Origin of the sequence: Pseudomonas arsenicoxydans, from assembly GCF_900103875.1 — a bacterium.
GTDB classification, from domain to species: Bacteria; Pseudomonadota; Gammaproteobacteria; order Pseudomonadales; family Pseudomonadaceae; genus Aquipseudomonas; species Aquipseudomonas arsenicoxydans.
This window is the reverse complement of the sequence record NZ_LT629705.1, coordinates 1,630,225-1,644,540: the sequence shown is the minus strand read 5'-3', so window position 1 is coordinate 1,644,540 and position 14,316 is coordinate 1,630,225. Positions and strand designations below refer to the sequence as shown.

Sequence of the window (14,316 nt, the reverse complement as noted above, 5' to 3'; positions counted from 1 at the left end):
GGTCAGATCACAAACTCAATGTGGGAGCGGGCTTGCCCGCGATAGCGATCTATCAGCCGATATTTATGGTGATAGTGACGCCGTCATCGCGGGCAAGCCCGCTCCCACAGGGTTTTGCATTTGTTCAGAAAGGTCGGGAAGGCTTCAAACAGCCGCGTTATAGAACTGCTCGCTGCTCTTCTGCTCAACCAGTGCCTGTTCGATCGCAGCCTGATGCACCTCGTCTGCGTGCTCTTCGCGCGCTTCCGGCAGGATGCCCAGGCGCCCGAACAGTTGCATGTCCTTGTCGGCCTGCGGGTTGGCAGTGGTCAGCAGTTTGTCGCCGTAGAAAATCGAGTTGGCGCCAGCAAAGAAAGCCAGGGCCTGCATTTGCTCGTTCATCGCTTCGCGGCCGGCGGACAGGCGCACGTGGGATTGCGGCATCAGGATGCGTGCAACAGCGAGCATGCGGATGAAGTCGAACGGGTCGATATCGTCGGCATTTTCCAGCGGCGTACCCGCGACTTTCACCAGCATGTTGATCGGCACCGACTCCGGATGCTCTGGCAGGTTGGCCAGCTGGATCAGCAGGTTGGCGCGGTCATCAAGCGACTCGCCCATGCCAAGGATGCCGCCGGAGCAGATCTTCATCCCCGATTCACGCACGTAGGCCAGAGTTTGCAGGCGCTCGCTGTAGGTGCGGGTGGTGATGATGCTGCCGTAGAACTCAGGCGAGGTGTCGAGGTTGTGGTTGTAGTAATCGAGGCCGGCCTGGGCCAGCGCTGCGGTCTGATCCTGATCCAGGCGACCGAGGGTCATGCAGGTTTCCAGGCCCATGGCTTTCACACCCTTGACCATCTCCAGCACGTACGGCATGTCTTTGGCCGACGGGTGTTTCCACGCCGCACCCATGCAGAAACGGGTCGAACCGATGGCCTTGGCGCGAGCGGCCTCTTCGAGGACCTTCTGCACTTCCATCAGTTTTTCTTTTTCAAGACCGGTGTTGTAGTGACCGGACTGTGGGCAATATTTACAATCTTCCGGGCATGCGCCGGTTTTGATCGACAGCAGCGTCGACACCTGGACGCGGTTGGCGTCGAAGTGCGCGCGGTGCACCGTCTGCGCCTGGAACAACAGGTCGTTGAATGGCTGGACGAAGAGTGCTTTGACTTCGGCCAAAGACCAGTCATGACGCAGGGTTGCAGTGGTGCTGGCGCTCATGGATGCTTCCTTTGTTTTATGCTTGGCAAGCGCCTGAGGGATGGAATACCCACAGACGCGACACGGATGTTCGGCATATTTAAGGAAGAGCGATGCGCTGTCAACCACGATACGAAGGACCGGTTTACATCTGGTTAAAAAACAAACAATTCTGTTTGCTTTGCTCGGAAGAGGCCGATGAGAACACGCCCCTCTGCATAGCCTGTGAAACCGAGTTGCCCTGGCTGGGTGATCAGTGCCGAACCTGCGCGCTGCCGTTACCCTCCGCCGGCCTGACCTGTGGCCAGTGTCTGAATCAACCACCCGCCTTCGAGCAAGTCGCCGTGCCATGGACTTACAGCTTTCCGGTGGACACCTTGATTACCCGTTTCAAACACTCAGCGAAGTGGCCATTTGGCCACCTTCTGGCCGAACTTCTTGCCCAGTTCCTGCAACATCGTTTCGATGAGGACCTGAACCGGCCGGATGCCCTGGTCCCTGTGCCGCTGGCCTCCAAGCGACTGCGCCAGCGTGGTTTCAATCAGGCGGCGATGCTCGCCCGCTGGCTAGGCACCCGCCTTGACCTACCGTGTGACGAACGGCTGCTGCTGAGAACTCAGGACACCAGTGCACAACAGGACCTGACTGCCGACGCTCGCAAAAAGAACCTGCGCAATGCTTTTGCCTTGGTGCCGGATGCGTCAATCAAGGGGCGGCATCTGGCACTGGTCGATGACGTACTGACCACCGGTGCCACGGCGCAGGCTCTGGCCCGATTGCTTATGGACGCCGGCGCGGCACGGGTTGATGTCTATTGCCTGGCTCGGACACCCAAACCCGGAGACGCAACTTGAGCACAGAACACTCCCACAAGGATTGCGCTCTGACTTGACTCCCGGCACCCAAGCGGCGAACGTCCTCTCACTGCCACGACCCAAAGCACCTCACCATGTCCCTGCCTACGTTGTTGTCCCAGCACATTGTCCGCCGTCCCCAGCGCATCGCGTTGCTGCAACACATTGCCGAACAGGGTTCGATCACCCGCGCGGCGAAAAGCGCCGGGCTGAGTTACAAGGCTGCGTGGGATGCCATCGACGAGCTGAACAACCTCGCGCAAAAACCGCTGGTGGAGCGCAGCGTCGGTGGCAAGGGCGGCGGTGGTGCCAGACTTTCCAGCGAAGGTGAGCGCGTATTGCGCCTGTATCAAAAGCTCCAAGCCTTGCAGGCTCAGGTGCTGGAAGCCGCCGAAGAGGCCAGCGATCTGGACCTGCTCGGTCGGCTGATGCTCAGGACCAGCGCGCGCAATCAGTTGCATGGCAAAGTCCTGGCGATTGAAAGCCAGGGGCACAACGATCGAATCCGTCTTGAACTGGCCGAAGGCTTGACCCTCGATGCGCAGATCACACACGACAGCACGGTGCGTCTGGAACTGGAAACCGGCACCGAAGTCGTCGCATTGATCAAGGCAGGATGGCTGGAGTTGCTGGCTAATGATCACCCGGCAACACCTGGCAACAATATTCTGCACGGCACCATTGAAGCCATTCTCGATGCCCAGGACGGCCCCAGCGAAGTGCGCATCGGCCTGCCCAATGGCCAGACACTCTGCGCGCTGGCGGCACCACATCACTTGAGAGCACTGGGGCTGGCCCCTGACAAGCCAGTGCTGGTGCAGTTCGCGCCCTCCAACGTGTTGCTCGGCACGCCGCTGTAACCCAGGCGTCTCGCAACCCCTGTAGGAGCTGCCGAGTGAAACGAGGCTGCGATCTTTTGATCTTGCCTGCAAAAAACAAAGTCAAAAGATCGCAGCCTCGTTTCACTCGACAGCTCCTACAGAGTTCGCGACGAGCGCTGCAACAAAAGCTTCATTAAGGCTCTTTAAGGTGGCTGCAAAAACCAGCAGGGAGCCTGATGTGAGCCTATTAGAAGAAGACCAGTCCACCGACCTCGAAAAAATGGTCGGCCTCAGCCGTCGCGGCTTCATCAGCGCCGGCGCCCTCTGCGGTGCAGCCATGTTTTTGGGTGGCAACCTGCTGAGCCGTAGCGTACTGGCCGCGAGCGTCAGCGCTGGCACAAGCAAACTGCTGGGCTTTGACAGCATCCCCGCCGCCACTAGCGACGCCATCAGCCTGCCACCGGGTTACAAGTCTTCGGTGCTGATCAGTTGGGGCCAGCCGCTACAGAAAAACGGTCCGGCGTTCGACCCCAGCGGCAACGGCACCGCCGAGCAGCAGGAAGTCCAGTTCGGCGACAACAACGACGGCATGAGCCTGTTCGAGTTTCCCGATGATAAAAATCGGGCGCTAATGGCGATCAACAACGAATACACCAACTACCGCTACCTCTACCCGCACGGCGGCATGCCGCAATCGGCCGAAGAAGTGCGCAAGGCGCTGGCCTGCGAAGGCGTGTCGGTGATCGAAGTGCAGCGCAAGAACGGTCAATGGCAATTCGTCCAGGGCTCGCGCTTCAACCGACGCATACATGGCAACGCGCCGATCAGCCTCAGCGGCCCGGCCGCTGGCCACGAGCTGCTTAAAACCAGCGCCGACCCTCAGGGCAAGAATGTCCTGGGCACATTCCAGAACTGCGCCAACGGCAAGACGCCGTGGGGCACTTACCTGACTTGCGAAGAGAACTTCACCGACTGCTTCGGCAGCAGCAATGCCGAGCAAAAATTCGACGCCGCGCAAAAGCGCTACGGCGCCGTGGCTGCCAGCAAAGAGATCAACTGGCACCCACACGACGAACGCTTCGACCTGGCGAAAAACCCCAACGAGCTCAACCGTCACGGCTGGGTCGTGGAAATCGACCCGTTCGATCCACAATCCACCCCGGTCAAACGCACCGCCCTGGGTCGCTTCAAACATGAAAACGCGGCCCTGGCCGAAACCCATGACGGCCGCGCCGTGGTGTACATGGGCGATGACGAACGTGGCGAGTTCATCTACAAATTCGTCAGCCGCGACAAGATCAACCACAAAAATCCCAAAGCCAACCGCGACCTGCTGGACCACGGCACCTTGTACGTGGCGCGCTTCGACGCGGGCGACGGCAACGCCGACCACCCGAAAGGCCAGGGCGAGTGGATTGAACTGAGCCACGGCAAAAACGGCATCGACGCCAGCAGTGGCTTTGCCGATCAGGCCCAAGTACTGATTCACGCGCGCCTCGCTGCCAGCGTGGTGAAAGCCACGCGCATGGACCGCCCGGAATGGATCGTCGTCAGCCCCAAGGATGGCCAGGTCTATTGCACGCTGACCAACAACGCCAAACGCGGCGAGGACGGCCAACCGGTGGGCGGGCCGAACCCTCGTGAGAAAAACGTTTACGGGCAGATTCTGCGCTGGCGCACTGACCGGGACGATCACGGCTCGAAGAGCTTTGCCTGGGACCTGTTTGTGGTCGCCGGCAACCCGGGCGTCCACGCGGGTACGCCGAAGGGCGGTTCGTCAAACATCACGCCGCAAAACATGTTCAACAGCCCGGACGGTCTGGGCTTCGACAAAGCCGGGCGTTTGTGGATTCTCACCGATGGCGATTCGAGCAATGCCGGTGACTTTGCCGGCATGGGCAACAACCAGATGCTGTGTGCCGACCCGGTGACCGGAGAAATCCGCCGCTTCATGGTCGGGCCGATTGGTTGCGAGGTCACCGGGATCAGTTTTTCGCCGGATCAGAAAACGCTGTTTGTCGGGATTCAGCATCCGGGGGAAAACGGTGGATCGACATTCCCTGAGCATTTGCCTAACGGCAAGCCGCGGTCGTCGGTGATGGCGATTACGCGTGAAGATGGCGGGGTCGTCGGCGCCTGACAGGCCCTCATACCTCATGATCGTTCCCACGCTCTGCGTGGGAATGCAGCCAGGGACGCTCCGCGTCCCAGAAGTGGACGCGGAGCGTCCGGGGAGGCATTCCCACGCAGAGCGTGGGAACGATCCCCCTAAAGAAGCCCCGTCTGCGCTACCATGCTTGGCCGGACGCGGCAGCCTGCTGCGCGCAGGAGTCAGCATGGCCCACCCGTTTGCAACCCTCACCCCAGACCTCGTGCTCGATGCCGTCGAAAGCATCGGCTTTCTCAGCGACGCGCGCATCCTGGCGCTCAATAGCTATGAGAACCGCGTCTATCAAGTCGGCATCGAAGACTCCGAGCCGCTGATCGCCAAGTTTTACCGTCCGCAACGCTGGACCAACGAAGCGATTCTCGAAGAGCACCAGTTCACCTTTGAGCTCGCCGAGTGCGATGTGCCGGTGGTTGCGCCGATGATTCACAACGGTGCCAGCCTGCACGAACACGCCGGTTTTCGCTTCACCCTGTTCCCTCGCCGTGGCGGTCGTGCGCCAGAGCCGGGCAACCTCGATCAGCTGTATCGCCTGGGCCAATTGCTTGGGCGACTGCACGCTGTCGGTGCGATCAAACCGTTCGAGCACCGTGAAGCGCTGGGCGTAAAAAACTTCGGTCATGATTCGCTGACCACCTTGCTCGAAGGCAATTTCATCCCAAAAAGCCTGCTGCCGGCCTACGAGTCCGTGGCCCGCGACCTGCTCAAGCGAGTCGAAGAGGTCTACAAGGCCACGCCGCATCAGAACATCCGCATGCACGGCGATTGCCACCCCGGCAACATGATGTGCCGCGACGAGATGTTCCACATCGTCGACCTCGACGATTGCCGCATGGGCCCGGCGGTACAGGACATCTGGATGATGCTGGCGGGCGATCGTCAGGAATGTCTCGGTCAGCTGTCGGAATTGATGGACGGCTACAACGAGTTTCATGACTTCGATCCGCGCGAATTGGCGCTGATCGAGCCGCTGCGGGCGTTGCGCCTGATGCACTACAGCGCCTGGCTCGCACGCCGCTGGGATGACCCGGCGTTCCCGCACAGTTTCCCGTGGTTCGGCAGTGAACGGTATTGGGGCGATCAGGTGTTGGCGTTGCGCGAGCAACTCGCTGCACTGAATGAAGAGCCACTTAAACTCTTCTAATTCACCCTGAACCCCTGCTCGCGATAGCAGTTGATCAATCAACATCGATGTCGACTGACTCGACGTTATCGCGAGCAGGCTCACTCCTACAGGTATTGTGCTCACAATTATCCAACCTGTTCAGGCAGGACATTCGCCGACAAATCTCCTTACAATCCCCCCTTTGTTAGCTGCCTAAGCAAGGATTCTGCATGCAAGCTGCCAACCCGCGTCGCGGGTACATCCTGGGCCTGAGTGCCTACATCATCTGGGGACTTTTCCCGATCTACTTCAAAGCCATCGCCTCGGTGCCGGCCGTAGAAATCATCATCCACCGCGTGCTCTGGTCCGCACTGTTCGGCACCTTGTTGCTGATGGTCTGGAAACACCCCGGCTGGTGGCGCGAGCTACGCGAGAACCCGAAACGCCTGGCGATCCTGGCCCTGAGCGGTACGCTGATCGCCGCCAACTGGCTGACTTACGTCTGGTCGGTGAACAATGGACGGATGCTCGAAGCCAGCCTCGGTTACTACATCAACCCGCTGGTGAACGTGCTGCTGGGGATGTTGATTCTCGGCGAACGGCTGCGGCGCATGCAGTGGGTGGCGGTAGCACTCGCCGCCATTGGCGTGGCGCAGCAGGTGTGGCAGGTCGGCAGTCTGCCTTGGGTGTCACTGGTGTTGGCGCTGACCTTTGGTTTCTACGGATTGATCCGCAAGCAAGCACCGGTCAAGGCGTTGCCGGGGCTGGTGGTGGAAACCTGGATGCTGGTGCCGATTGCCATCGCCTGGCTGCTGTTCAATCGGACAGCTATCAGCGCGCAGCCTGAGTTCTGGACCACCTCCCAAGCCTGGTGGCTGGTGGCGGCAGGCCCCGTGACGCTGGTGCCACTGGTGTGTTTCAACGCGGCGGCACGTCATCTTCCCTACACCACGCTGGGATTTCTCCAGTATCTGGCGCCGACATTGGTGCTGCTGCAGGCCGTCTTGCTGTTCGGTGAACAAATGTCGCCGAGCACCTTGCTGGCGTTCATCTTTATCTGGGCCGGCCTGGCGATTTACAGCATCGATACAGTGATCAGCATGCGTCGCCGCCGCTGATCAGAAAACGTACAAACCCCTGCAGGCCACGTCTTCCGTGGCCTGCATCATTCCTTCCCAAGGTTATCCACAACGTGATCCCCGGCGTTTGTGTGCAACTCGTTGAAACTGCTGGTTTTTTGATCAACTTGCGAAGAAGCCCGATTGGCGTGGCCTGGCGGGCTGTCTCTACAGGTTATCCACAGGCAGGTGCACGTATAACTTGGATAACCTGCTCAAGCTTCGCTGCGCAGTACCAATTCCACCATCAAATCGTCGGCCAGGGTTTCCAGACGCGACTGCAACACGTCCAGAGACAAGGTCAGCGGCACCGCAAGAATCGCTTCGGCGTGGAACAGCGGCTCGCTGCTCATCGGCGCCGGACGGACTTCCGTCACCAGACGCTCCAGGTTCACCCCCTGCTCGCTCAATAGGCGCGTAATGTCGCGGACGATCCCCGGACGATCATTGCCCACCAGTTCCATGGCGATCGGTTTCCAGGTGCAGGATTGCTCGATGCTGCTTTCGGCGATCAGTACGCGAATGCCTTGGGCGGATAACGCCTTCAGGGCGTCGACCAATTCATCGTAAGCCTCAGCCGGCACGCCCACGCGGAGAATCCCGGCGAACTGGCCGGCCATGCGCGACATGCGGCTCTCCAGCCAGTTGCCGCCGTGCTCGGCAATGCATTGGGCAATGCGCTCGACCTGCCCAGGCTTGTCCGGAGCGAAAACAGTGAGTACGAGGTGGTCCATGGCGCAGCCCTCTAGTCATGACTTTTGTTATAGATGACCAAGTATAGGCAAGGGCTGATTCTGTGCTGGATCGACTGACACCTTTGACTTGCCCGCGATTGAGGGCACCGCGGCCTGAAGTGAAAACCACAAATCGTGTACAAGTTTTTATATTTAACTGGAACAATCCGATAGTTTTTTGAGAACATCCCGTGTCCCGGCGTGACTGCAATGCGTCATGGGGTCGCAGAACGACGTAATTAGTCTAATTTTCACAACCGCAATTCATCATGTAGTATGCCGCAGCGCGCACTACATAACGTTGGATCGATGTCTGCCACAGGCACAGTCGCATCCCTGAAAGCCCTATCAGCAAGGCCTCAACGCCGTTGATCGGTTCCATCCCAGCCGCCCGAAATGGCATGTACTGGTGGAAGGGGTTTGTGGTTTAAATAGCCCGAGGCTTCATTGTTAATTTGAAGAGCTGAAAAGCGAAATAGCTGAGCAGAGTGAGGCAAGCAATGACTGAACACGTTCAAGTCGGTGGCCTGCAGGTCGCCAAAGTCCTGTTCGACTTCGTGAACAACGAAGCCATTCCCGGTACCGGCCTCACCGCCGATAAGTTCTGGGCCGGTGCCGACAAGGTCATTCATGACCTGGCACCGAAGAACAAAGCCCTACTCGCCAAACGCGATGATATCCAGGCTCGTATCGATGGCTGGCACCAAGCGCGTGCCGGTCAGGCGCACGATGCCGTGGCCTATAAAGCCTTCCTGCAAGACATCGGTTATCTGCTGCCAGAAGCGGCCGATTTCCAGGTCACGACGCAAAACGTCGATGACGAAATCGCCCGTATGGCCGGCCCGCAACTCGTGGTGCCAGTCATGAATGCCCGTTTCGCACTCAATGCCTCGAACGCCCGCTGGGGTTCGCTGTACGACGCGCTCTACGGCACCGACGCCATCAGCGAAGCCGACGGCGCGGAAAAAGGCAAAGGCTACAACAAGGTCCGTGGCGACAAGGTTATCGCCTTCGCCCGCGCCTTCCTCGACGAAGCGGCGCCCTTGGCGGCCGGCTCTCATGTCGACTCCACCGGCTACAAGATCGTTGACGGCAAACTGGTGGTCGCCCTTAAAGGCGGCAGCAACAGCGGCCTGCGCGACGATGCCCAACTGATCGGTTTCCACGGCGAGGCCTCGACACCGACTGCAATCCTGCTGAAAAACAACGGCCTGCACTTCGAAATCCAGATTGATGCCAGCACCCCGGTCGGCCAGACCGACGCTGCCGGCGTCAAAGACATCCTGATGGAAGCCGCGCTGACCACCATCATGGACTGCGAAGACTCTGTTGCCGCTGTCGATGCCGATGACAAAGTGGTGATCTACCGCAACTGGCTCGGCCTGATGAAGGGCGACCTGGCGGAAGAAGTCTCCAAGGGCGGCCAGACCTTTACTCGCACCATGAACGCCGACCGCACCTACACCGGTGTCGACGGCAAGGAACTGAGCCTGCACGGTCGTTCGCTGCTGTTCGTGCGCAACGTCGGTCACCTGATGACCATCGACGCGATTCTCGATAAAGACGGCAACGAAGTGCCGGAAGGCATTCTCGACGGCCTGATCACCAGCCTGGCGGCGATTCACAGCCTCAATGGCAACAGCTCGCGCAAGAACAGCCGTACCGGCTCGGTCTACATCGTCAAACCGAAGATGCATGGTCCGGAAGAAGCCGCGTTCACCAACGAGCTGTTCGGTCGCATCGAAGAAGTTCTGGGCCTGCCACGCAACACACTGAAAGTCGGGATCATGGACGAGGAGCGCCGCACCACGGTCAACCTCAAGGCGTGCATCAAGGCAGCGAGCGAGCGCGTGGTGTTCATCAACACCGGTTTCCTCGACCGCACGGGCGATGAAATCCACACCTCCATGGAAGCCGGCCCGATGGTGCGCAAGGCCGACATGAAGGCCGAGAAGTGGATCGGTGCCTACGAGAACTGGAACGTCGATATTGGCTTGAGCACCGGCCTGCAAGGTCGCGCCCAGATCGGTAAAGGCATGTGGGCAATGCCCGACCTGATGGCGGCGATGCTCGAACAGAAAATCGCTCACCCGCTGGCCGGCGCCAACACCGCCTGGGTTCCATCGCCAACCGCCGCCGCGCTGCACGCGCTGCATTACCACAAGGTCGACGTGTTCGCGCGTCAGGCCGAACTGGCCAAACGTGCGCGTGCTTCGGTGGACGACATCCTGACCATCCCGCTGGCCGCCAACCCGAACTGGACGCCAGAGCAGATCAAGAACGAACTGGACAACAACGCCCAGGGCATTCTCGGTTACGTGGTGCGCTGGATCGATCAGGGCGTGGGTTGCTCGAAAGTGCCGGACATCAACGACGTCGGCCTGATGGAAGACCGTGCGACGCTGCGTATTTCCAGCCAGCACATCGCCAACTGGCTGCGTCACGGTATCGTCACCGAAGCGCAAGTGATGGAAAGCCTCAAGCGCATGGCGCCAGTGGTTGACCGTCAGAACGCCAATGACGCGCTGTACCGTCCACTGGCACCGAACTTCGACAGCAACATTGCCTTCCAGGCAGCGGTCGAACTGGTGGTTGAGGGCACCAAACAGCCGAACGGCTACACCGAGCCGGTTCTGCACCGTCGTCGTCGCGAGTTCAAGGCTGCCAATGGCCTGTAACTGAACGCTGACGCCGGACAAAAAAAGGCCCTGATCGAGAGATCAGGGCCTTTTTGTTTCAAATCGGGTCCGGCACATCCATTCCTAACCCCAACTCATGCTTGACCAGCGCCAACAGCTTGCCGGTATCGACAGGTTTGAGCAGGAAGTCGACCACGCTCAAATGCATCGCGGCGATCGCGTCTTTTACGTCGGCGTCACCGGAAACGATGATAAACGGCATGGCCGCCCGAACCGATTCACGAACCTGGCGGATCAGGTCCAGCCCATCGATATGCCCCATGCGCAGGTCAGTGATGACCAGGCCAATCGCTGGTTTCTCGCTCAACATCTTGAGGGCGGTTTCGCCACTGGCAGCGGTCAAGCAGCGGATGCCATCCAGTCCGAGAATCTCCGAAAGCAACTCCCGCGCGTCCTTATCGTCATCGACGATCAGCACTCGTTGTGGCGGCAAATCGGGTTCGAGCATGACTGCACTCAGCGCCTCGCGCTCGGCGTCACTCAAAATATCGTGGTCGGACATGGCTTTCTCTACGGTTTTAATTCAATCCCCTAGCACAATCGTCAGACATCGCTAAGCAGACCTTCAATGTGCACTTCGTCGGAAACTTTTCCTATAGCCAATGTAGGGGGTTTTTCCCGCATTTGCGTCAGACATTTCCTAACTTCCGACACCCGCACTGCCTACCTAGACTTACGTCCAATGGGCACTCTGCGCACAGGGGTCGACCATGACGGAGTCACCCGACCACAACAATTCAAAAAAAGACTGCGGTAATAGGTTATGAGTAAAGCGGACGCCTTCACCCAGGCGGGGAAAACTGCGGTGTTGCAGAACATCCAGGGCACCTTGCAATTTCTCCAGCGCTTCCCGCCCTTCAATCAAATGGAACACGCTCACCTGGCGTACCTGGTTGAACAATGTCAGCTACGTTTTTATGCTCCGGGCGAAAGCATCATCAAACCCGCCGATGGGCCGGTTGAGCATTTCTACATCGTCAAGCAAGGTCGGGTCGTCGGTGAACGCCCGCACACGGCCAAGGGTGGCACCGAGACCACGTTTGAAATCACCACCGGCGAGTGCTTCCCCCTTGCGGCACTGCTGGGTGAACGTGCGACCCGCACCGAACACCTGGCCGCCGAAGACACCTTTTGCCTGCAGTTGAACAAGCTGGCGTTCATCAAGCTGTTCGCACTGTCCAACACCTTCCGCGACTTTGCCCTGCGCGGCGTCAGCAGCCTGCTCGATCAGGTCAACCAGCAAGTCCAGCAAAAGGCCGTGGAAACCCTCGGCACTCAATACTCGCTGAACACGCGCCTGGGCGAGTTAGCCATGCGTCACCCGGTCACCTGCAGTTGCGCCACGCCGTTGCGTGAAGCCGTGACCCTGATGCATGAGCAGCAGGTTGGCAGCATCGTAATCGTGGACGAGCATAAAGCGCCGCTGGGCATTTTCACCTTGCGCGACCTGCGTCATGTGGTGGCCGAAGGTCTCAATGATTTCAACGAGGCCATCGAGCGTCACATGACCCCGGCGCCGTTTTTTCTGACCCCGGACCACAGCGCCTTCGATGCAGCAATCGCCATGACCGAACGGCACATCGCCCATGTCTGCCTGGTGAAGGACCATCGTCTGTGCGGCGTGGTGTCCGAGCGGGATCTGTTTTCCCTGCAACGGGTGGACCTCGTGCATTTGGCGCGGACCATTCGTAGTGCCCAAAAGGTGGAAAACCTGGTGGCGCTGCGCGGCGAGATCGGCCAACTGGTCGAGCGCATGCTGGCGCACGGCGCGTCGTCGACTCAGATCACTCACATCATCACCCTGCTCAACGACCATACCGTGTGCCGAGTGATCGAACTGACCCTCGCCGAAAAAGGTGACCCGGGCGTGCCATTCAGTTGGCTGTGCTTTGGCAGTGAAGGTCGTCGCGAACAGACGCTACATACAGACCAGGACAACGGCATCCTGTTCGAAGCCCGGGACGCGGCTCACGCGGCGGAGATTCGTGGCCAGTTGCTGCCCATCGCCCAGCAGATCAACCAAAGCCTGGCGCTGTGCGGCTTCACGCTGTGCAAAGGCAACATCATGGCCGGCAACCCCGAATTGTGTTTGTCCCGTGCTGAATGGGCGCGGCGTTTTGCAGCCTTTATCCGCGAGGCGACACCGGAGAACCTGCTGGGATCGAGCATCTATTTCGACCTGCGCGTGGTCTGGGGCGATGAGCAAGGCTGCGAGCAATTGCGCAAAGGGATTCTCGATCAGGTCGGCGACAATCGATTGTTCCAGCGGATGATGGCCGAGAATGCGTTACGCAACCGGCCGCCGGTAGGACGTTTCCGCGAGTTTGTGCTGGCGCGCAAGAATGGCGAGAAAGCCACGCTGGATTTGAAAGTCCAGGGGCTGACGCCCTTCGTTGATGCCGCCCGACTGCTGGCATTGGCCCACGGTATCGAGGCGAACAATACCCTGGAACGTTTTCGCCAGTTGGTCGCCAAGGAAGTCATCGAACGACTGGACGGCGCGGCCTATGAAGAGGCCTATCACTTCATCCAGCAAACCCGCATGCAACAGCATCAGCTGCAAACCCGGGAGAACTTGCCCTACTCCAACCGGGTCGACCCGGACAGCCTCAATCATCTGGATCGGCGGATCCTGCGTGAATCCCTGCGCCAGGCTCAACGCCTGCAAAGCAGCCTGGCTCTGCGGTATCAGCTATGAGCCTGTTTTCATGGCTGCGTCCGGCGGGTCCAAGCCTTCCCGGAGAACTCCAGCAACGTCTGCAACGGTTGCCTTCGGCCCCGGAGCTAAGTGAATGCAGCCTGCGCGAGCAACGCTGGGTGGTGCTGGATCTGGAAACCACCGGGTTGAACCTGAATAAGGATCGAGTGCTTTCCATCGGTGCGGTGGTGATTGAGGACGGGGCGATTGATTTCAGCCAGCAGTTCGAACGCACGCTGCAATGCGCCGACCTGAAACTGGCCCCCAGCGTATTGATTCATGGTCTGGGGCCCAGCGCGATTGCCGCCGGCAGCGATCCGGCGCAGGCGCTGCTCGAATTCATGGAGTTCGTCGGTGACAGTCCGCTGCTGGCGTTTCATGCACCGTTCGATCAGCACATGCTCGGGCGCGCGCTCAAAGACCATCTGGGCTACAAGTTGCAACATTCGTTTCTGGATGTGGCGGACATCGCACCGATGCTGTGTCCTCAGGCGCACATTCGCGACGCCGGGCTGGATGACTGGATCGACTGGTTCAAGCTTGAAGTCTTCGAACGCCACAACGCCAGCGCCGATGCACTGGCCACCGCCGAGCTGGCGCTGATTTTGTTCAGCCGCGCACGGCAGCAGCAGATTCACAGTCCGCTGAATTTGCAGCAGCGGGTGAATCAGTGGAAACGCAGGCAGCGCGCGCCTTCCTTCTGATATCCCATCTCCCCCGGTAGGAGCTGTCGAGAGAAACGAGGCTGCGATCTTTTGATCTTGTCTTTTAAAAAACAAAGTCAAAAGATCGCAGCCTCGTTTCACTCGACAGCTCCTACACAGCTCCTGCACAAATCCTACGGGCTTATCCCGCCTGACCTGACCAGTGGCCAATTGCTTACCTCCCCCGCCTCTACCACAATCGCGAATAATTCTCGTTAGTTAATACTTCCCAATCGG

The 14,316-nt window shown here is 59.4% G+C and carries 11 protein-coding genes; 8 read left to right on the top strand and 3 right to left on the bottom strand.

What is annotated here, in order from left to right; genetic code table 11:
- Window positions 1-144: 144 nt before the first annotated feature.
- On the bottom strand, window positions 145-1,200 hold the full coding sequence (bioB, locus tag BLQ41_RS07455; RefSeq protein ID WP_090178993.1) for a biotin synthase BioB: 1,056 nt from the start codon (window positions 1,198-1,200) through the stop codon (window positions 145-147).
- Between the two features lie 92 nt (window positions 1,201-1,292).
- On the opposite strand from bioB, the gene BLQ41_RS07450 reads away from it, so the two are divergent.
- The 5 genes from BLQ41_RS07450 to rarD all read left to right on the top strand — a co-directional run bounded on the left by BLQ41_RS07450 (window position 1,293) and on the right by rarD (window position 7,244).
- On the top strand, window positions 1,293-2,033 hold the full coding sequence (locus BLQ41_RS07450) for a ComF family protein (RefSeq protein WP_090178988.1): 741 nt from the start codon (window positions 1,293-1,295) through the stop codon (window positions 2,031-2,033).
- Between the two features lie 95 nt (window positions 2,034-2,128).
- Window positions 2,129-2,893 carry a TOBE domain-containing protein gene (locus tag BLQ41_RS07445; RefSeq protein ID WP_090178985.1) on the top strand — a complete coding sequence of 255 codons (765 nt, stop codon included), beginning with the start codon at window positions 2,129-2,131 and terminating at the stop codon, window positions 2,891-2,893.
- Between the two features lie 199 nt (window positions 2,894-3,092).
- Complete coding sequence (locus tag BLQ41_RS07440; RefSeq protein WP_090178982.1) at window positions 3,093-4,994, top strand: PhoX family protein; 1,902 nt, start codon at window positions 3,093-3,095, stop codon at window positions 4,992-4,994.
- Window positions 4,995-5,190: 196 nt separating this feature from the next.
- Window positions 5,191-6,165 (top strand): serine/threonine protein kinase, encoded by a 975-nt coding sequence (locus tag BLQ41_RS07435; protein WP_090178979.1) that lies wholly within the window; start codon window positions 5,191-5,193, stop codon window positions 6,163-6,165.
- Window positions 6,166-6,356: 191 nt separating this feature from the next.
- Window positions 6,357-7,244, top strand: a complete 888-nt coding sequence (gene rarD / locus BLQ41_RS07430; protein WP_090178976.1) for an EamA family transporter RarD — start codon at window positions 6,357-6,359, stop codon at window positions 7,242-7,244.
- Between the two features lie 215 nt (window positions 7,245-7,459).
- Here the strand turns inward: rarD and BLQ41_RS07425 are convergent, their stop codons facing one another.
- Window positions 7,460-7,978 carry a glycine cleavage system protein R gene (locus tag BLQ41_RS07425; protein ID WP_090178971.1) on the bottom strand — a complete coding sequence of 173 codons (519 nt, stop codon included), beginning with the start codon at window positions 7,976-7,978 and terminating at the stop codon, window positions 7,460-7,462.
- A gap of 500 nt (window positions 7,979-8,478) precedes the next feature.
- On the opposite strand from BLQ41_RS07425, the gene BLQ41_RS07420 reads away from it, so the two are divergent.
- Window positions 8,479-10,656, top strand: a complete 2,178-nt coding sequence (locus BLQ41_RS07420; protein WP_090178968.1) for a malate synthase G — start codon at window positions 8,479-8,481, stop codon at window positions 10,654-10,656.
- 58 nt (window positions 10,657-10,714) lie between these two features.
- Here the strand turns inward: BLQ41_RS07420 and BLQ41_RS07415 are convergent, their stop codons facing one another.
- Complete coding sequence (locus BLQ41_RS07415; RefSeq protein ID WP_090178964.1) at window positions 10,715-11,179, bottom strand: response regulator; 465 nt, start codon at window positions 11,177-11,179, stop codon at window positions 10,715-10,717.
- A gap of 261 nt (window positions 11,180-11,440) precedes the next feature.
- Here BLQ41_RS07415 and BLQ41_RS07410 point away from each other — a divergent pair, with 261 nt between their 5' ends.
- Together BLQ41_RS07410 and BLQ41_RS07405 are read left to right on the top strand one after the other, a co-directional pair.
- Window positions 11,441-13,375, top strand: coding sequence for a putative nucleotidyltransferase substrate binding domain-containing protein (locus BLQ41_RS07410; protein WP_090178961.1), 1,935 nt, complete (start codon window positions 11,441-11,443; stop codon window positions 13,373-13,375).
- Window positions 13,372-14,079, top strand: coding sequence for a 3'-5' exonuclease (locus BLQ41_RS07405; RefSeq protein WP_090178959.1), 708 nt, complete (start codon window positions 13,372-13,374; stop codon window positions 14,077-14,079). Before BLQ41_RS07410 ends, BLQ41_RS07405 begins: the two co-directional genes overlap by 4 nt.
- The last annotated feature ends 237 nt before the right edge of the window (window positions 14,080-14,316 follow it).